Origin of the sequence: Bacillus sp. FJAT-29814 (assembly GCF_001510715.1) — a bacterium.
Taxonomy (GTDB): domain Bacteria; phylum Bacillota; class Bacilli; order Bacillales; family Cytobacillaceae; genus Neobacillus.
Map to the genome: position 1 here is coordinate 193,712 of NZ_LMTJ01000004.1, position 19,492 is coordinate 213,203.

Sequence of the window (19,492 nt, forward strand, 5' to 3'; positions counted from 1 at the left end):
TAAATTTAGATTTATACAGTCGTCTCATTTTACAGAAAAAACACACTATGGGCAACTCATAACCCTAAGTTAGATTTTTCAAAAAAATCACCTGGCCTCGGTCTCCTCAAATCCAAAAAAATCGGCCTCACTATTAGTAAGGCCGATTCCTGCTGTTAATATTCCGGATAAAGCGTAAATCTGCTTGTTAACGCGTCAACACGTCCCCGTGCCTCGTCAAGCTTGGCTTCATCTTCATGATTTTTCAACGTAAACGCGATGATCGAAGCAATTTCGTCCATGTCTTCTAGACCAAAGCCGCGGCTAGTGACAGCTGCTGTCCCGATGCGGATGCCGCTGGTCACGAATGGACTGTTCTGGTCAAACGGAATCGTATTTTTGTTAACGGTAATCCCGATTTCGTCGAGCACTTTTTCAGCGACTTTTCCTGTCAAACCAAGCGTCGTCACATCCACAAGCAGCAAGTGGTTGTCCGTACCGCCAGAAACAAGCTTCAGGCCTTCACCCTGCAGGCTCTCGGCCAAGCGTTGGGCATTGGCGATAATCTTACCTGCATACTCTTTAAAGCTGTCCTGCAGTGCTTCGCCAAAGGCCACGGCCTTCGCGGCAATCACGTGCATGAGCGGACCGCCCTGAATGCCAGGGAAAATCGATTTGTCGATTTTCTTGCCCCATTCTTCTTTGCAAAGAATCATCCCGCCGCGCGGACCGCGAAGGGTTTTATGGGTTGTGGTCGTAACAAAATCGGCATATGGCACCGGATTTTGGTGCAGGCCAGCTGCCACCAGACCAGCGATGTGCGCCATGTCGACCATTAAATAAGCGCCAACCTCGTCCGCGATTTCACGGAACTTGGCAAAATCGATTTCACGTGGGTAGGCAGAAGCCCCAGCGACAATCAGCTTCGGCTTGTGCTCAAGTGCTTTCGTGCGAACATCCTCATAATCGATGCGGTGTGTTTCCGCATCAACACCATATTCAACAAAGTTATATTGAATACCACTGAAGTTGACCGGGCTACCGTGTGTCAAGTGGCCGCCGTGGGACAGGTTCATGCCGAGCACTGTGTCTCCCTGCTCAAGGATGGTGAAGTAAACTGCCATGTTCGCCTGGGCGCCAGAATGCGGCTGAACATTGACGTATTCCGCTCCAAAAATTTGCTTAGCGCGCTCGCGGGCCAAATCCTCGACGATATCGACATACTCGCAGCCGCCATAATAACGGCGCCCCGGATAGCCTTCTGCGTATTTATTGGTTAAAACAGATCCTTGCGCCTCCATAACCGCTTCGCTGACAAAGTTTTCTGAGGCAATCAATTCAATTTTTGAACGCTGACGGCCCAATTCTTGCTGAATCGCTTGAAAAACCTGCTCGTCCGCTTTAGACAAATGCTTCATGCTCCAATCCCCCCATTATGTATAAATCAAAATGTGTGAAAATTCCTTCTTTATTGTATCAGGGTTTTCAGTTTTCGTACACACGGAAGTTTTCTAAATTATCACAATTAATGTTCGTGTTTTCTTTTTAAAAAAGAATTCCCCAATTAGCTGCAGCTCGTATTTTCCTTGTTTCGTTCGTATACCGCTCGAGTGCCGCCGATGAGCTTTGGACGCGTTTTCGCCAACGTCACATAGGCGTGTCCAACGGTTTTCTGCTTGACACGGACCGGGACGGCAACATGCTTCAAGTGCATACCGATTAACGTGTGGCCGATATCGATCCCCGCCTCGGCCTTAATAAATTCGACCACAACCGCGTCGTCCAATTTTTCAAACGCATAGGTGGCCATCGCCCCGCCGGCATTGCGGACCGGTACAACTGACACCTCGTCATAGCCTCTCTGCAAAGCAACGGACCGCTCCAGCACAAGCGCCCGATTCAGGTGCTCACAGCATTGAAACGCTAGGTGAATCCCGGTGGCGGCCTGAAGTTTCCGTAGCTGGCGAAAGATCATTTCCGCCACTTCCAAGGTGCCGGCTGTTCCGATGCGCTCACCAATGACCTCGCTTGTGCTGCAGCCGACCACCAACAGCTGGCCCGCCATGAGCGATGCCTGTTCTTTAAACTCTGTCAACAGTTGTTCCAGTTCGGTTTCCCATTTTTCAATCATAAGTCTTGCCCCCTAGAGGTGCTTGTTTTCATACTCGGTAATTTTTCCAACGCGGTTGGCGTGGCGGCCGCCTTCGTATTCCCCGGTTAGCCAAATTTGGGCAATCTCCCGTGCCAGGCCGGGACCGATCACGCGCTCGCCCATCGCAAGCATGTTGCTGTCATTATGAGCTCGGGTTGCTTTCGCACTAAATGTATCGTGCACAAGGGCGCAGCGAATGCCTTTCACCTTGTTGGCGGCAATGCTCATGCCAATGCCGGTGCCGCAAATCAGGATTCCGCGGTCAAATTCACCGCTCGCCACTTTTTCCGCAACCGGCAGCGCATAGTCTGGATAATCGACCGATGTCTCACAATCACAGCCAAAATCCACATATTCAATCTTCAATTCATCCATCAGGCTGGCGATTTCCTTACGGATGTTTATTCCGCCATGATCAGATGCCAATGCTACTCTCATTAAAACTACCCCCTGTCAATCATTCATACCCTTAATTTTGACATAGCGTCGCAAAAATATAAAGGGACAAGTGTAAATAATGGCAACTCTCGGACCTGAGCGATTGACGAGGCGCAGTGCAAATAAAAAACCCCCTTTTCACTTAAGGAGGCCTGTTATTGCTTCAATTTTTCAATCACTTTGTCGATCAGTTTTTCAAGTTGCTTATAGGTATATTCGTAGGTGGTCTTACTGCCGCCATACGGGTCGCTGACATCTGGATCCCCGGGCTCGTCAACGTATTCCTTTAGGGTGAAAGTTTTTTCAATCGCCCGCGGATGCTGCTGCCCGATCGCGTATTTATGCGAGGCTGTCATTGTTAAAATCAAGTCGGCCCAGTCCACCTCGTCTCGTGACAATAGAGTCGAGCGATGGTTATGGGAAATGTTGTTGTCATCAAGCACCTGTTTTGCGTTGGGCGATGCCTCGCTGCCGGATGCCGCATAAATCCCTGCGGACTTCACTTCAATTCCCTCAAGCCCTTTATGCTTCAAAATCGCCTCGGCCATCGGACTGCGGCACGTATTTCCCGTGCAAACAAAAAGAATTCGATGCTGCAAAATGACACCCCCTTTTTCCCTATTATAAAACACTTTCTTCTAAATCCAAACCCCCTGTTACCAGAAGATCATAATCAACTTAACCCCAAACCCGAGCAGGATCGCCCCGCCCAACGCCTCGCTGTAAGAGCCAATCCAGCCGCGCACCTTTCGGCCAAGGAGGAGGCCCGCCCATGTTTGCACGGTAGCCATAATGCCGAAGCACAAAAGCACCAGCACCGTCTTGGCGCCGTAAATCCCAAGGGTCAGCCCTACCGAAAAGCTATCTAGGCTGACACTGAGGGCAAACAATAGCAAGCCAACACCAACCGGGGTAATGACTTTTTCATCATCCTTTTTCAGACTCGCCCAAATCATCTGCAGGCCCAGCACAACGAGCAACAGTCCGCCAATAAACGTGGCCAGGGCGCCAAACTTTTCCGACAAAAATCTTCCTGCCGTTATTCCAGCGAGCGGCATCATCACGTGAAACAGCCCGATTGTGATTCCAATTTCAAAAATCTTGCGCAGTCGCAGCTTGTACATTCCCATGCCAAGCCCCACCGAGAACGCATCCATTCCCAGTGCCGCCGCCATCAAGATGAGTGTTACAATTTCACCAACCATCCCTGCCATTTTTGCCTTCACCCCTTGGACTAACTAATTAAGCATATGCACGTCCAAAGTGATTTAGAAGCTGAATGGGGGGAAATGGATGTAGGTGCTCGTCTGAGGGCCCCCAAAAAAAGAATAAACACCAAGCCCCTCATAAAAAAAGGAACTTGGTGCCCATCTCGCACTCATTCAACAATTACTTTATTCCCCGCCGCTTTCTGCAGCCGGTTCATGATCGCATGCCCGACGCCATCCACCGGGAACATTTCGCTAAAAATGACATCGACACCATGCGCATTAAACTTGCGCAACACATCATAGAGTGCGGCTGCCACCGTCTCCAGCTCCGCCCGCTTCCCGCAGGCCAGGACGACGTCCGCGTCATACCGCTCCGCCGACTCTTCGGTCGCCAGCACCCCGACCCGCAAGCCTTCAACACGCTTTTCCGCCACCAGCTCTTGCAAAAACTCCCTGCTGCCTGACACCAAATACAGGGGTGCGTTCGGCGCATAGTGGGTGTACTTCATCCCCGGCGATTTCGGCCGCGAACCTTCGCCTGCCAGCGCCGGGTCGACCCGAACCTCGCCAACCACCGCTTCCAACTGCTCCCTTGTCACTCCGCCCGGGCGTAAAATCACCGGAATACCCTCCGTGCAATCGACCACCGTCGACTCCACGCCAACGCCGGTCGGCCCGCCATCAACAACACCGGCAATTTTTCCAGCCAAATCATCGAGCACGTGTCTAGCAGTCGTCGGGCTCGGTTTCCCCGAACTGTTCGCGCTAGGTGCGGCAATCGGCAGGCCGGACACCCGCAAGAGCGCCAAAGCTACCGGATGATCTGGCATCCGTACCGCCACCGTCTCTAGGCCAGCCGTCGCTTTTTCCGACAACACTCCATCCTTCTTTTTAAAAATAATCGTCAGCGGCCCGGGCCAAAACGCATCCATCAGCACCGAAGCCGTCTCGGGAACCTCCGCCACAAATCCATCCAACTGACCGCGATCGGCAATGTGAATAATTAACGGATTATCCCCAGGCCGACCCTTGGCAGCAAAAATTTTTGCCACCGCCTCATCGCTTTCGGCATTTCCAGCAAGGCCATAAACGGTCTCCGTCGGCATCGCCACCACTTCATTATCCCGCAAAAAATCGGCGGCATCCACAACTTGTGGATTACTCTCCAATTTATCCACATACTTATCCACTTTCCACACTTTTGTATCCATGATTTATCCACCCTTAAAATCTGTAAATCTTTTATCGAAATTTGACGAATTTACGCTGATTTTTTGACTAAGCACGTTTGCAAGTATAAAAGAAGGTGGGCACAAATACAAGTGTTATCCACAAATTGTGCATAACTAAGCGGAAAAAGTGGATAACTTTGGAGTTGTATCCACATTATTAGAGACTAAAGCGCAAAAACAACGAGTTATCCACATTAAGAACTTGTCGAATGTGCTCAGATTGGTAAAACGCCACCGGCAATTCACCGCGCCCAATCTTCTTAAAGCCCATCAATTCAAAAAACGGTAAGGCCGCAGTTTTATTAGTTGCCAAAAACAAGCCCGTCAATCCCTTTTCTTTGGCGAGCGCCACCATCCGATCAAACAAAGTCAAAATTTCCTTCTCCGCTTGTCCCGCCGACACGACCAATGAGCGCAGCAGCCCAAACTCCCCGTATACATCCATGCCAAGCGTACCTTTTAGATCACCTGCACCATCCTCCAGCAGTAAAAACGACCCCATACTCTCCTCGGTCAGTCCATCCGTCCCAAGCTTTGCCCTTGTCAGAAACTCACGCAGTCCTTCAAGATCCTCTTTTCCAGCCTTGCGAATCAATGCCTGCATCCACTACACCCCATTTTTTCGATTCTACTCTATTACTATGAAAAAATAGAGGAAGTAGAACAAAATCTACTAAATTTCCAATTCCGTGATACGGCGAACCTGCCGTTTTTCCTAGGTATGATGTCGCTGCAATGTGAAATCCGAACTAGTCGGCCGATTCTTGACTTCTCTTGTTTTCTCCTTTGCTGTTTTCTTTTTAAGAGAAATGCCCGCTATATTTGGATCCAACCCTATTTCAAGTTCTTTTTTTATCATATTGATAATTAGGATAATAAAAAAGTAGGAAAACAGCGGAGCTAACACAATCCACGGTGCCCTTGTAAATTCCCCAAAGTTTTGTCCAATTAAGCCGGCCCATTCCTTTGTATAAGAATTCGGGACGTCTAATCCAAGCACCTTTTCCATAGAGTAGCCGCCAATATAAACTCGAAACGCTCCAAGAAACATCATCAGCCCTAGCGAATTGATGAAATGCTGCAGCCCAATCAATAAACCATAAGATTTTATAAAGGGCTTAAGCTGCGTTTTCAAGACATGGAAATGGCCTGCTCCCATTAGATAAGAACTTTGAATAAACGTTTCCCCTTTTAGTTTTTCAATGATATCCGTCGTTACCGTCATAACTGCCGGGATGCCAACGATAACTAGAAGGATCATTTGGTAGAGCAGGAAACTATAAATGAAGTCTTGATTGGTCATTGACAGAGAAACAAGCGGCAAAATCAGGACAATTGGCGGCACAAGCTGAAAGACGAGCAGAAAATCCTTCACGGCCGGAAGGATCCGACGAAGCCGTAAGGAAAGGACAATCCCGATGATTCCGCCAAGTATTACCCGTAACAACGTCACCCCAAAAGCCATGATCAGCGTATATTTCGCTCCCGAAATCATCATAAGAAGAATGTCCTGTCCATTGCGGTCAACACCAAATGGATGGTCTAGTGAAGGCGGAAAGGGTGCACGGGCAATTAAGGTCCCTTCGTCATTATAGATAAACATCACCTTGCTATAGTCCTTTGGGCCGGACACCGGATACAAAAAACTCAGAATCAACAAGGCTGCCAAAATGGTAACTCCCACGATGGTTCGTTTGTATTTTAGTAGGTTCATATTGTAATCTTTTCCTTTCGATTTAATAAGAAGGTACCCACCTTACCTAGGCCATTGGCCAGCAGAATCGGAACCGCAAACATCAGCAGCCCAATAAGATAGCCCGCATCGGAAAATTGGAACAGCCCGAGCATAAAGCCTTTTAATGAAAAAAGATATTCCATCACATAAATATTGGTCAGTAAAAACCATATGACAATCCGAAAATGGATGAAACAGAACGGGGTGATGTTGCGTAATATATGTTTCAAATAAATCATTTTATGAGTAAGACCCTTCGCTCGCGCAAACAGAACATACTCCTGCTGCTCTTCCGTAAAAAACTCCCTCACGATTAACTGAATGTAAAAAACAGCCGGAAGAAATGAGGCAATGAAAATGGGAGCGAACTTTGGGGATGCACCAAAAAAACCATATAAACTGAACAACTTGATATGATACGTCCTATAAATATAAATGACTAAAAATTGAAGCAGGAAAATAACCAGCAATTCTGGTGCTGTAGCCGTGAAATTGACCAGGCCAACGAGTGGTTTGCGTAATTTTGGCGGAAGCAGCATAATGGCGACTGCCCCGACTATGCCAACAATCGCCACCACAAGGATCGATATCGATAATATATCCATCGTGTATAAATAGCTTTTTAGCCCCTCACCTGCAAAATATAACTTAAGCTCCGCAATTCCATCCATATCAATGAATGATTTGACAGCGGCGCTATATGCTTCAGTAAAATCAGCAAAATGGAGCTCCGTCCTTCCCTGTTTACTATTGAACGCCAATAGGGAAGGTAATTTTACAACAAATAAAAACCCCGCGATGATCAAAATGAGCCGCACCGGCAGATACAAGATTTTTTTCAGCAAATTCAACATTCCTCTCTGTAAAAAAGACCTATATTAAATTCTCCAAAAAAATCCATTTCCCTTTTTTAACGTAAAAAAAAACACACGGTGCCTTGCCAACCCGTGTGTCTTTCCTACATTTAATTAAACATTTTCTCCCACATTTCCACTACAAAAAACTTCACTTCAAGCGGCTGTTCGTCTTCAGAAACATACACCTTTTTGTCTTCTTTTTGGGTCGGCTTCTTTTTAACAGGTTTCTCAACCGCAGCTGTTTTTGAATCAGCCTCATCCACTACCGTTGCTTCCTCTTCAAACAAGGCTTTCTGTTTCTTTAATTCGCGTTCGGTCTTGGCAGCGGGCTTAACTGGTGATTTTGCTTGGGACTTTTTCTGAGTTTGCTTCGGCTTTGTCTCTTGTTCAACCGGTTTCTTTGCGACTTGTTGCTTCTCTGTTTTTTCTGTCGCTTTCGGCTGTGGCTGCTTGTCCGTCTTTTCAGTAGCTTCTAGCTGTGTTTGCTTGTCTGAGGTTTCTGTTGCTACTGGCTGTGGCTGCTTCACTGAGGTTTCCGCTGCTACTCGCTGTAGCTGCTTTTTTGAGGTTTCCTCCTCTTGTTTAGTCTCAGCCTTCGCAACATCAGCGGCACTTTTTTTAGAGCCTTTCTTCTCGTCGAACCCCTCGCTTACGGCAACCCCATTTGAAAAATCAAGGAAGCATAACGGCGGGTACAGCACGCACCACCAGTTCGCCCCTTCGCCCTTGCCAAGGGTGATCAAAATCGCCTGGTATTTTCCGGCCGGATAAAGATACTGGCCGTACAGCTTCGTAGGAAACTGCACCTCTCCGAACTCGACCTTCACCGACTGGTCCGACCCTTGCTCGGCCACCACTTTTTCCGCGATCCCCTGAATCTCAGGCAGCTTGGCATTTAGCACCTCGCGCGCCTTCTCCATTGAGGTCAAGTCCTGCACCCAAAGGGTAATCTGCGCGTTGACCGCGTCACGCACCTTGCGCTTAATGGCCTGATCTTTTTCAAAATCGCTATTGGCGAGAATCCGGAGCCGAATCGCTTCCCCCGGAATCACAATCGACTCCTTCTCGGCCGCCTCCGTTTTTGGCATATATAAATTTAATATCGTGGCTAACGATAAAACAAGCAAATAACTCCAAACTACCAATTTCCCTCTCATCTCTGGCACTCCCTTCCCTTTGCTTTAACATTGTGGACAGAATGCCAGAATCTTAAACTATTAAATTTTACTATTTTTAAGAAAGTGAGAGGGACTTGCCACAATAAAAGGGCCCCGGATTGCGATCCGAAGCCCTGTGGTAGAAAAAGGCCCGGGGTTTACCTCCTGAAGCCAATCTCCGCAAACACCATCCGGTCCTTGCCGTTAATATCATTGACAACCTCCACCTTGACGTCCGTGAAAGTTTTTCGAAAAAGCTCCGCTACCGCTTCGCCCTGACCGGCCCCAATCTCGAAACATACGAGCGCGCTCGGCGCGAGCACCTTTGGAAGCTCCACCATAAATCGCCGGTAAAAATCCAAGCCATCCGCCCCGGCAAACAACGCCCGATGCGGCTCATGCTCCGTCACCACCTCCGACATCGACTCCATGTCGCCAAGCGGAATATACGGCGGATTGGATATGACCACATCAAGCTTTTCACCACGCTCGATGAATGGTCCCAGCAGATCACCTTGGATGAACTCGATGTCCGCTCCCAGGCGACGCGCATTCTCCTTTGCAATCGCAAGTGACGGCTCTGCAATATCAGTTGCCAACACAGACATAGTGCAGACGTCACTTTTGGTGTCAGGCACCGCGCGTGGACAAATGCCCATTTTGTCCGTCTCAGGTGGACACCACTCAAGTTTAAGTGTGATTGCTATTGCTCCGCTGCCCGTCCCAATATCGGCGAGCCTTATTTTCCCCTGCTCGGGGTCACGCACGTCAAACAGCCGCTTCATCCGCTGCAATGTCCCATAGACCAATTCTTCGGTTTCTGGTCGGGGGATAAGAACCTCTGGCGTAACGACGAAGCTACGCCCATAAAATTCCTCTGTTCCGATGATATATTGAACGGGAATTCCAGCTGCGTGGTCGTGGACCGCTTTTTCAAAGAGCTCCCACACCCCCGGCTGGAGGTCGTCGCGCACGTTGGCAAACAACTGCGCCCGCGACATCCCGGTGAAATGGCGGAGCAGCAATTCGCCCGCGTTCTCATCCCGTCCCTTCGCAACTAAAAAAGAAGAAGCCCATTTAAGAGCTTCAAATACCTTCTTACTCATTTGCCGCATTTTCCAATCTTCTCGCCTGATCATCGAGCACCAACGCCTCGATAATTTCATCCAGCTTGCCCTCGATGATTTGGTCAAGCTTTTGGATCGTCAATCCGATGCGGTGATCGGTCACCCGGTTTTGCGGATAGTTGTACGTCCGAATCCGCTCAGAACGGTCACCGGTACCAACCGCCGATTTCCGCACCTGGTCATACTCGGCCTGGGCTTCCTGCTGGAACTTGTCATATACCCGCGCACGGAGGATCTTCATCGCCTTGTCCTTGTTTTTATGCTGGGAACGTTCGTCCTGAGATGTCGCCACAATCCCGGTCGGAATATGCGTCAAACGCACCGCTGACATCGTCGTGTTAACGCTCTGTCCGCCGGCGCCGCTCGATGCAAACGTATCAAAACGGATGTCTTTATCATTTATTTCAATATCGAATTCCTCAACTTCCGGCAGCGTCGCCACAGTAGCTGTCGACGTATGAATCCGGCCACCAGACTCGGTTTCCGGCACCCGCTGCACCCGGTGCGCGCCATTTTCATATTTCAGCTTGGAAAAAGCACCTTGTCCATTAATCATAAAGATAATCTCTTTGTAGCCGCCAAGACCAGTCTCATTGGCATCAATGACTTCTGTCTTCCAGCCCTGCGCCTCCGCATAGCGGCTGTACATCCGGTAAAGCGTGCCGGCAAACAAGGCCGCTTCATCGCCGCCCGCTGCACCGCGGATCTCCATGATTACGTTCTTGTCATCATTCGGGTCCTTCGGAATCAGCAAGATTTTTAGTTTGCCTTCTAGCTCTTCAATCTGCGCCTCCAGCTCATGGACCTCTTCTTTGACCATTTCGCGCATTTCCGCATCGAGCTTCTCCTCGAGCATGGCTTTGGCATCCTGCAGTTGGGCCTTCACTTCCTTATATTGGCGGTACGCTTGCACTGTTTCCTGCATATCCGCCTGCTCCTTTGAATAATCGCGGAGCTTTTTTGAATCATTTATAACTTCTGGGTCGCTCAACAGCTCATTCAGCCGCTCATAGCGATCCTCCACCGATTGTAGACGATCAAACACTGTATTCACCTCAAATTTATTTGAAAACTTCTATATTCACATAAGTCATTTTTTTAAAATTAATTTTGGCTGATGGCGGCAGCCATTTTTGTCCATAACATTATAATTATAGTATAGGTGAAAACTGCAGTCAAAACCAAATTCAACCGGAGGAACTTTTTGGGGCTGTGATAATGTAAAAAAATTTGGCCAAGGGCGAAGATGAATTGTCGGAATTGTTTTGAGTGACCAAAATATTTTAGAAAGTGACCAATAAAATCATTAATTCGACCAATATATATTGGAAACCGACCAAAAAACCCACAAAATTGCCCAGATAAGTCCGAAAATTAACCCAGGTTACCCCAAGCGGGCTCGGTCCAATTTTAGAACTCGCCGGTAATTTCCAAAAAACGCCGGTAAACTTCGAAATAGTGCCGGTAAACACGTAAAAAGCGCCGGTAAAATACCAATTTTCGCAGGTTAAGTGTGCGGTGTTGTCTGAAAAAGGTACAGACGCCGGTAAAGCAGGTAAAAGCGCCGGTAAAGTGTCCTTTTCCGCCGGTAAACCTCAAAAAAGTGCCGATAAAACAAATACCCTCAACAAAAACCCCCAAATAGCACCCCCGAACTTACCAATTCCGCACGAAAAAAACATGCCCTGGTCACCAGAGCATGCTATCTACGGTCCTCTTGTACCCGAACCTCAATATTATAGCGCGGTAGCGCCCTAACCAGCTTCTTGTGCAGTTTGGCTTCGGCCTTAATTTTGTCCTGATTCTTGAGCATTCCTTTTTTATAAACCGAAACCCACATGCGGTCACCGTTAATTGAGACGGAATCAGTTACAAATTCATCAGTATCGGCGATCACCTGCTTGGCCTTGTTAATATCGTTGCCCTGGTTGTTGGAACCCGCCTCACCCCCGCTTCCCGTCCCTTCGAGGTCAAGGAAGTTCGGATTCTGGTTGGTAATATCATCTTCCACATAGTGCTGGCGGTTCTTGCCTCGATTCGTCATGTAATCAGGCGTCCGGTTCTCATCACGATTAGACATAAAATTCGGTTCGGAGCGGTCCGTGCGCAAATTATAAGCCTCATCTTTCTCATCCGCATCATTCGCCTTATGCCCATTCTGACAGCCAGGCATCAATCCTAACATCATCAGCGTAGTAACCGTGAGAAACATCCACTTCTTCACAAAAAAACACCTCCCACTACCACTATCATGCCCTCCCTGGACACAAAACTGCACAAGAGAAATGTTTCCAAACATTTGAACCACTTTAACACCGTGGCAAACCAGCTATTGGTGTCAGGCACCATTCCCCACCTAAACACCATCAAAAAACACAAAAGGTGTCAGGCACCATGTGAAATATTCACAAAGTGCAGCTGACACCCTTCTAAAAACAACATTATTTATACGTTTTCTTCGACCGCTTGAACTGCCTGGACCGTTACACGGTTGACAGGGGTTTTTGGGACTTCGTGGTGGTGGCGGCAGCGCGGTTCGTAGGATTCAGCTGCTCCGACCAAAATGACCGGGTCATGGTAGGAAGCCGGGTGGCCGTCAATCAACCGCTGCGTTCTGCTCGACGGTGAGCCGCATACCGTACAGACGGCTTGCAGCTTAGTAACGGTTTCGGCAATCGCCATCAAACTCGGCATTTGCCCGAATGGCTCGCCACGGAAATCCTGGTCAAGCCCAGCGACAATGACGCGGTGGCCGCTGTTGGCCAGCTGCTGCACGACACGCACGATGCCTTCGTCAAAAAACTGTACTTCATCTATCGCAATAATATCAATGTCGGCTTCGACATGATGCAAAATCTCAATGGAATGGGAAATGGGCCGCGCATGAAACGAAGAGCCATTATGGGATACGACAGATTGGTCGCTGTAGCGATTATCAATTTTTGGTTTAAATACCGCGATTTTTTGTTTGGCAAATTGGGCGCGTCGGACACGACGAATCAATTCCTCCGATTTTCCGGAAAACATACTGCCGCAGATAACCTCAACCCATCCGGTTTGCTTCATTAAATACATAAAACGGCGTCTCCTTCCTCTTACGAACCATGTACTTTCTATATTATGTACAACGCGATTTTTTTAAATAAAAAACAGGCAAGTAGTAAAATCTGCTTGCCTGTTTCGAGCGCAAAATTATTGTTGCTTAAGGCCGTATTTTTTGTTGAATCGGTCAACACGTCCGCCTGCTTCAGCAAACTTTTGACGACCAGTATAGAACGGGTGGCACTCAGAGCAAGTTTCAACGCGAATCTCTTTTTTCACTGATCCGCTTTCGAAAGTGTTGCCACATGCGCAAGTCACCGTTACTAATTTATAATTTGGATGAATTCCTGCTTTCATTCTTGTCATCTCCTTCCGCCCTGAATCATTCGAAACAGAGTTATATAAAGTGCCTGTCTAAAAACAAACACCCAATTACTAAAAACACACTGAAGCTATTATAACAGGCGACCCTGCCATTTGCAAGATGGGACTTTCAGGAACAGCCTGTCTTTTTTTGGGAAAATAAATCCTGTTTACGCCGTAAAAGCTACGAGCGGCGCATTTTCAATTCTTCTCCGATTTGATCAAAGAAGTCCTGATTCGATTTTGTCTGGCGCAATTTTTTCAGGAAGCGCTCGGCGAAATCAGGCGAGTCGGACATCGATTTGCGAATTGCCCATAACTTGTCCAGATGATCCTTCGGAATCAACAGCTCTTCCTTACGCGTTCCGGAACGGCGGATATCAAGCGCAGGGAAAATCCGGCGCTCAGCAAGCTGACGATCAAGGTGCAGTTCCATGTTACCAGTGCCTTTGAATTCCTCATAAATGACGTCATCCATCCGTGAGCCGGTGTCGACTAATGCTGTCGCAAGGATGGTCAAGCTGCCGCCTTCCTCGATATTACGGGCAGCCCCGAAGAACCTCTTCGGACGGTGGAACGCCGCTGGGTCAATACCACCCGATAGAGTCCGGCCGCTTGGCGGAATCACCAGGTTATAGGCACGGGCCAAACGAGTAATACTATCCATAAGAATCACGACATCGCGCTTATGCTCCACAAGGCGCATCGCCCGGTCCAGCACAAGCTCAGCAACCTTGATATGGTTTTCCGGAACCTCGTCAAACGTGGAGCTGACGACATCGCCAGCAACCGAACGCTCGATGTCGGTTACCTCTTCCGGACGTTCATCAATCAGAAGTACAATCAATTCGACATCAGGATGGTTGGTGGTAATGCTATTGGCAATTTCCTTCAGTAGCATCGTTTTACCAGCTTTCGGCGGCGCGACAATCAGACCACGCTGGCCAAAACCGACTGGGGCGACGAGGTCCATAATCCGAGTCGACAACGCCTTTTGACTTGTCTCCAACCGCATCATCCGGTTCGGATAAAGCGGGGTCAAGGCCGGGAAGTATACGCGTTCCTTTGCCGATTCAGGGTCTTCCCCGTTGACCGCTTCCACATGCAGCAAACCAAAATAGCGTTCATTTTCCTTTGGCGGACGAACTTTACCTGATACCTTGTCCCCATTCCGCAGGTCAAAACGGCGGATCTGCGATGCGGAAATATAAATATCCTCCGAGCTTGGGGAATAGTTGATTGGTCGCAAGAATCCGAAGCCTTCCGATTGAATGATTTCGAGGACGCCTTCCATGAAGAAATAACCCTGCTGTTCGGCACGGGATTTCAAAATCGCAAAAATTAATTCTTTTTTCGTTAATTTGCTGTAGTAGGTCACTTTATATTCGCGCGCAAGCTCGTAAAGCTCCTTCAGCTTCATGTTTTCTAAAATTGAAATTGTTAAGTCCATGTGTACACCACTCTTTTTAATTTTTCCGTCATATCTGTTCGTTTTCACGGCGAGAAATGATTGTTAATATAGTAGATTCGAGGAAATGAAATTGAAGTGAAAAGAAATGAATAGAATAGCAGAAAAAAACAACTAAAACAATTCCTATTTTACCCTCTTTTCAAAAAATTAATCAACCAAATTTTTTATGAACATTTAATTGGAAATTCATTCTGGAAGGAATTGATTGGGAGTTGTTATTTTTTGTGTGAGGCATCCTACCAGAGGATGCCTCACATAAGATACTTAAAGTACCAGGTTTGGTTTCTTTTTCAAACTGTGGCGGCCTTCGATGAAGCGAACAGTTCCAGATTTTGCGCGCATGACAACGGAGTGAGTCGATGCGTAGGCACCTTTGAACTGGACGCCGCGTAGCAGTTCGCCGTCGGTGACACCTGTTGCGGTAAAGATGGCATCGTCACCCTTGACGAGGTCTTCCATGCGCAGGATGCGTGTGACATCCAGACCCATCTTTATGCAGCGCTCAAGCTCGGCATCATTTTGCGGCAGGAGTTTTCCGATTAGTTCACCGCCGAGACATTTCAGAGCTACGGCTGAAATAACACCCTCAGGCGCACCGCCTGAGCCAAACAGAATATCCACACCGGTGTTATCAAAAGCGGTGTTGATAGCACCGGCAACGTCGCCATCGTTAATCAGCTTAATCCGGGCACCGGCTTCGCGAATCTGGGCAACGATATGCTCATGGCGCGGACGGTTTAAAACTGTCGCCACGACATCCTCAATGTCCTTGTTTTTCGCCTTTGCGACAGCCCGCAGATTATCAATCACAGGAGCGTTTATATCAATCAAACCGACGGCTTCAGGCCCAACGGCGATTTTTTCCATATACATATCCGGAGCATGAAGCAGGTTTCCATGGTCGGCTACTGCTAAAACGGCCAGGGCATTCCAGCCCCCAGAGGCTAAAATATTGGTTCCTTCAAGCGGATCCACGGCCACATCGACGCGCGGGCCATAACCCGTTCCAAGCTTTTCACCAATATACAGCATCGGCGCCTCGTCCATTTCTCCCTCGCCAATCACGACAGTGCCTTTCATTGGCACGGTGTCAAACACATCGCGCATCGCAGAAGTTGCGGCACCGTCGGCTTCATCCTTTTTCCCGCGGCCCATCCAGCGCGCGGAAGCCAAGGCTGCTCCTTCGGTAACGCGAACCAGCTCCATCGTTAAACTTCTTTCCATGCTTTCATTCCCCCATTTTTTCTACTTAACTTTTGCTTCACTTTGTCACCAATAATAATATAACACAATTAGGGGATTAGTATAGCATATATATTGTTACGTATTTTTCATTTGTTCCACTTCTTCTTTAGTCAACGCTTCGCGCCAAACCGTAGCGCCCAGTCCGTTCAATTTTTCAACAAGATTGCTGTAGCCGCGGTCAATATGTTCAAGGCCGGTTACCTCGGTAATCCCTTCGGCCATTAGCCCGGCAATCACAAGTGCCGCGCCGGCCCTTAGGTCGCTGGCCTTCACTTTGGCGCCCTGCAGCTGTACAGGTCCGTTTATGATTGCGGAACGCCCTTCCACCTTAATGTTGGCATTCATGCGGCGAAGCTCATCAATATGCTTAAACCGGGCACCATATATCGTATCGGTAACCACACTCGATCCGGTCGCCCTTGTTAACAGCGACGTAAACGGCTGCTGCAGGTCGGTTGGAAATCCTGGATACACAAGCGTTTTGATATCGACTGTTTTCAGTTTGTCCGTACCGCTGACAAACACTTGGTCATCACCAGTCTCCACGGTGACGCCCATTTCACGCAGCTTGGCAATCAGCGATTCCAAGTGCTGCGGAATGACGTTATCAATCAATACGCCCTCGCCCACGGCAGCCCCGAGAATCAAATACGTTCCCGCTTCAATCCGGTCAGGGATAATTGTGTGGCGGCAGCCATGCAGGCTATCGACACCATCGATCCGGATGACATCAGTTCCGGCACCCTTGATTTTGGCCCCCATATTCGTTAACAGCGTGGCCACATCAATAATTTCCGGTTCCTTGGCGGCATTTTCGATAATCGTCCGGCCTTTGGCGCGAACGGCAGCCAGCATGATATTAATCGTTGCGCCGACACTGACGACGTCAAGGTAAATCCGCGCGCCGCGAAGCTCGTCCGCTCGCAGGTAAATCGCGCCTTGCTCGTTGGTAATTTGCGCACCAAGTGCCTCAAAGCCTTTGATGTGTTGGTCAATTGGTCGCGGGCCCAAGTGGCAGCCCCCGGGCAGGCCGATGACCGCTTTTTTGAAGCGACCAAGCATCGCGCCCATTAAATAATAGGAAGCACGCAACTTTTTGACCTTGCCGTTTGGCAGCGGCATTGAAATCATGGTGGAAGGGTCGACGGTCATTTCATCATCAGTAATCGTGACTTTGCCGCCGATTTCTTCCAGCAAGTCCTTCAAAATTTCCACATCTGAAATATTTGGCAATCCTTCAATTGTTACTGGTGATTCAGCTAATATAGTGGCAGGAATCAGCGCCACTGCGCTATTTTTCGCGCCGCTGATTCGAACGGTTCCCTTTAACGGATAGCCTCCGGCAATTTTAAGTTTTTCCATTTTCGACTCCCTTCTACGCCCTGTAAACTAGTGCAGTTTAAATCGATAGGTCGTTGGCGGATTTTTCCAAAAAATCTGCCCGGCACACGGCATGTTTTCATCTATTATAGCCAATGGTAAATTTTCCTAACGTAAAAAGTCAAATTCCGACAGTTTGTCCTATTTTCTAGTTTACACGAAATTATTATTTTCATGTATCCAAATTATAAAAATTTACCTCAAAAATGGAAAAACTTGCCTTGCCCTATGCTTCTGTGCGGGAATTCCAGTCCTTCAGGAAGGCCTCGATGCCTTTATCGGTTAATGGATGATTGCACAAGCCCATTAACACCTTGTACGGAATCGTGGCAATGTGGGCGCCGCGTAATGCCGCTTCGGTCACATGGAGCGGATGGCGGATGGACGCCGCAATGATTTCAGTTTCAATGCCATGGACGGCAAAGATTTCTGCAATGGTGGAAATCAGGTCAAGTCCATTTTGGCCAATATCGTCAAGACGGCCAAGGAATGGAGATACATAAGTTGCTCCTGCTCTCGCCGCAAGCAATGCTTGGTTGGCGTTGAAAATCAACGTTACGTTTGTTTTAATGCCTTCTTTAGAAAAAGCATGAACGGCCTTCAGTCCATCCGGTGTCATCGGTACTTTAACGGTAATGTTTGGGGCAATCGCAGCCAGTTCGCGGCCTTCTTTGATCATGCCTTCCGCATCAAGTGCAATGACTTCGGCGCTGACTGATCCTGGGACTAATGCAGTGATCTCGCGCAAACGGTCATGGAAAGAGACGCCTTTTTCTTTGGCAACTAGGGTTGGATTGGTCGTAACACCAGCCAATAAACCTAATTCATGCGCTTCGCGGATTTCATCAAGATTCGCTGTATCAATAAAAAACTTCATTAGTTATGCCTCCTGATTCGACTCAATTTTCATTCTATTTTTAACACACTGAAACCGCCCCAATGATAGGGCGGTTCAATTTTATCACAATTACAAGAAAATACCAAAATCTGTCTTTTTACGCTTTGCCAGAAGATCCGAATTCGCGCATTTTGCCAGTAACGGTTTCTTTGATGGCGTCACGAGCTGGACCGAGGTATTTGCGTGGATCGTATTCGTTTGGTTTTTCAGCCAATACTTGACGAACGACTTTCGCAGAAGCGATTTGGTTCTCGGTATTAACGTTAATTTTTGCGGTTCCTAAAGAAATCGATCTTTGGATGTCCTTAGTCGGAATACCAGTACCGCCGTGAAGGACTAAAGGAACACCAGTAAGGTTTCCGATTTCTTCCATTTCCTTGAAACCAAGGTTTGGTTCGCCTTTGTATGGGCCATGAACGGAACCTAATGCAGGAGCAAGCGTATCAATGCCAGTACGTTTAACCAGTTCCACACATTCTTGCGGGTCTGCATAGATTACGCCGTCAGCCACTACATCGTCTTCCTGGCCGCCGACTGTTCCTAATTCCGCTTCGACAGAAACGCCTTTTGAATGGGCATATTCTACCACTTTGGAAGTAATTTCAATATTTTCTTCAAACGGATGGTGTGAAGCGTCAATCATGACGGACGTGAAACCGGCGTCAATCGCTTCTTTACACTTTTCAAAGCTGGAGCCGTGGTCGAGGTGAATCGCCACAGGGACTGTAATATTTAAATCTTCCATTAAGCCCTCAACCATTTTTACGATGGTCTTGAAGCCAGACATGTAACGGCCTGCGCCTTCGGAAACACCAAGAATAACTGGTGAGTTTTCCGCTTGTGCGGCCTGAAGAATCGCTTGGGTGAATTCCAGGTTATTGATGTTAAACTGCCCAACAGCGTAGCCTTCCGCTTTCGCTTTTTTCAGCATTTCTGTCATGGAAACTAAAGGCATGAATATTCCTCCTTAAATTTCGGTCAATATCTTTTGGATTTAGGTGCATCATATACATGATTTCCCACCAATTTACTGAATATGTATCATTTCCAAAAAGATACCGGCCAGTTAAATTCCAATATGTATCATATCAAAATGGCGCATGAATTGCCATTAATCCGGCGGAGTTTTGAAAAGTGTCATAATGAAAGCGACACCATTCCCTATGTAAGCGCCACTACTTTTATGTTTGAAAAAAAGCAGCCCC

19 protein-coding genes and 1 pseudogene are annotated in these 19,492 nt (G+C 48.0%); all 20 read right to left on the reverse strand.

Annotated elements, in window-relative coordinates:
• Window positions 1-155: 155 nt before the first annotated feature.
• Complete coding sequence (glyA, locus tag AR334_RS11235) at window positions 156-1,397, reverse strand: serine hydroxymethyltransferase (RefSeq protein WP_066310026.1); 1,242 nt, start codon at window positions 1,395-1,397, stop codon at window positions 156-158.
• A 146-nt stretch (window positions 1,398-1,543) separates the two neighbouring features.
• Window positions 1,544-2,110 (reverse strand): TIGR01440 family protein, encoded by a 567-nt coding sequence (locus AR334_RS11240; RefSeq protein ID WP_066310061.1) that lies wholly within the window; start codon window positions 2,108-2,110, stop codon window positions 1,544-1,546.
• Window positions 2,111-2,122: 12 nt separating this feature from the next.
• The gene (rpiB, locus tag AR334_RS11245; RefSeq protein WP_066310065.1) at window positions 2,123-2,569 is read right to left on the reverse strand and encodes a ribose 5-phosphate isomerase B; all 447 of its coding nucleotides are present in this window, start codon (window positions 2,567-2,569) and stop codon (window positions 2,123-2,125) included.
• 155 nt (window positions 2,570-2,724) lie between these two features.
• The gene (locus AR334_RS11250; protein ID WP_066310068.1) at window positions 2,725-3,168 is read right to left on the reverse strand and encodes a low molecular weight protein arginine phosphatase; all 444 of its coding nucleotides are present in this window, start codon (window positions 3,166-3,168) and stop codon (window positions 2,725-2,727) included.
• A gap of 57 nt (window positions 3,169-3,225) precedes the next feature.
• Window positions 3,226-3,783: a manganese efflux pump MntP family protein gene (locus AR334_RS11255; RefSeq protein WP_066310070.1), complete on the reverse strand. Its 558-nt coding sequence runs from the start codon at window positions 3,781-3,783 to the stop codon at window positions 3,226-3,228.
• A gap of 164 nt (window positions 3,784-3,947) precedes the next feature.
• Window positions 3,948-4,991 carry an L-threonylcarbamoyladenylate synthase gene (locus AR334_RS11260; protein WP_066310075.1) on the reverse strand — a complete coding sequence of 348 codons (1,044 nt, stop codon included), beginning with the start codon at window positions 4,989-4,991 and terminating at the stop codon, window positions 3,948-3,950.
• 178 nt (window positions 4,992-5,169) lie between these two features.
• Window positions 5,170-5,616, reverse strand: coding sequence for a GNAT family N-acetyltransferase (locus tag AR334_RS11265; RefSeq protein ID WP_066310078.1), 447 nt, complete (start codon window positions 5,614-5,616; stop codon window positions 5,170-5,172).
• Window positions 5,617-5,727: 111 nt separating this feature from the next.
• Window positions 5,728-6,726 (reverse strand): ABC transporter permease, encoded by a 999-nt coding sequence (locus tag AR334_RS11270; protein WP_066310081.1) that lies wholly within the window; start codon window positions 6,724-6,726, stop codon window positions 5,728-5,730.
• Window positions 6,723-7,592 (reverse strand): ABC transporter permease subunit, encoded by an 870-nt coding sequence (locus AR334_RS11275; RefSeq protein WP_172799209.1) that lies wholly within the window; start codon window positions 7,590-7,592, stop codon window positions 6,723-6,725. Before AR334_RS11275 ends, AR334_RS11270 begins: the two co-directional genes overlap by 4 nt.
• Before the next feature lie 662 nt (window positions 7,593-8,254).
• Window positions 8,255-8,761: pseudogene (gene spoIIR, locus AR334_RS30360) on the reverse strand (stage II sporulation protein R); the annotation flags it as partial.
• 158 nt (window positions 8,762-8,919) lie between these two features.
• A complete protein-coding gene (gene prmC, locus AR334_RS11285) occupies window positions 8,920-9,867 on the reverse strand; it encodes a peptide chain release factor N(5)-glutamine methyltransferase (RefSeq protein ID WP_066310088.1) in 948 nt (315 codons plus the stop codon).
• Window positions 9,860-10,933: a peptide chain release factor 1 gene (prfA, locus tag AR334_RS11290; RefSeq protein WP_066310089.1), complete on the reverse strand. Its 1,074-nt coding sequence runs from the start codon at window positions 10,931-10,933 to the stop codon at window positions 9,860-9,862. The genes prmC and prfA overlap by 8 nt, the downstream gene beginning before the upstream one ends.
• 657 nt (window positions 10,934-11,590) lie before the next feature.
• The gene (locus AR334_RS11300; RefSeq protein WP_172799210.1) at window positions 11,591-12,061 is read right to left on the reverse strand and encodes a hypothetical protein; all 471 of its coding nucleotides are present in this window, start codon (window positions 12,059-12,061) and stop codon (window positions 11,591-11,593) included.
• 272 nt (window positions 12,062-12,333) lie between these two features.
• On the reverse strand, window positions 12,334-12,963 hold the full coding sequence (locus AR334_RS11305; protein ID WP_066310101.1) for a thymidine kinase: 630 nt from the start codon (window positions 12,961-12,963) through the stop codon (window positions 12,334-12,336).
• Between the two features lie 117 nt (window positions 12,964-13,080).
• On the reverse strand, window positions 13,081-13,287 hold the full coding sequence (rpmE, locus tag AR334_RS11310; RefSeq protein ID WP_066310103.1) for a 50S ribosomal protein L31: 207 nt from the start codon (window positions 13,285-13,287) through the stop codon (window positions 13,081-13,083).
• A gap of 190 nt (window positions 13,288-13,477) precedes the next feature.
• Window positions 13,478-14,743: a transcription termination factor Rho gene (gene rho / locus AR334_RS11315; protein WP_066310105.1), complete on the reverse strand. Its 1,266-nt coding sequence runs from the start codon at window positions 14,741-14,743 to the stop codon at window positions 13,478-13,480.
• Between the two features lie 285 nt (window positions 14,744-15,028).
• The gene (gene glpX, locus AR334_RS11320; protein ID WP_066310112.1) at window positions 15,029-15,988 is read right to left on the reverse strand and encodes a class II fructose-bisphosphatase; all 960 of its coding nucleotides are present in this window, start codon (window positions 15,986-15,988) and stop codon (window positions 15,029-15,031) included.
• 96 nt (window positions 15,989-16,084) lie between these two features.
• Window positions 16,085-17,371 (reverse strand): UDP-N-acetylglucosamine 1-carboxyvinyltransferase, encoded by a 1,287-nt coding sequence (locus AR334_RS11325; RefSeq protein WP_066310115.1) that lies wholly within the window; start codon window positions 17,369-17,371, stop codon window positions 16,085-16,087.
• A 244-nt stretch (window positions 17,372-17,615) separates the two neighbouring features.
• Entirely contained in the window at window positions 17,616-18,266 is a 651-nt protein-coding gene (gene fsa, locus AR334_RS11330) for a fructose-6-phosphate aldolase (protein ID WP_066310119.1), read from the reverse strand.
• A gap of 118 nt (window positions 18,267-18,384) precedes the next feature.
• Window positions 18,385-19,242 carry a class II fructose-bisphosphate aldolase gene (locus AR334_RS11335; protein ID WP_066310121.1) on the reverse strand — a complete coding sequence of 286 codons (858 nt, stop codon included), beginning with the start codon at window positions 19,240-19,242 and terminating at the stop codon, window positions 18,385-18,387.
• Window positions 19,243-19,492: the final 250 nt, after the last annotated feature.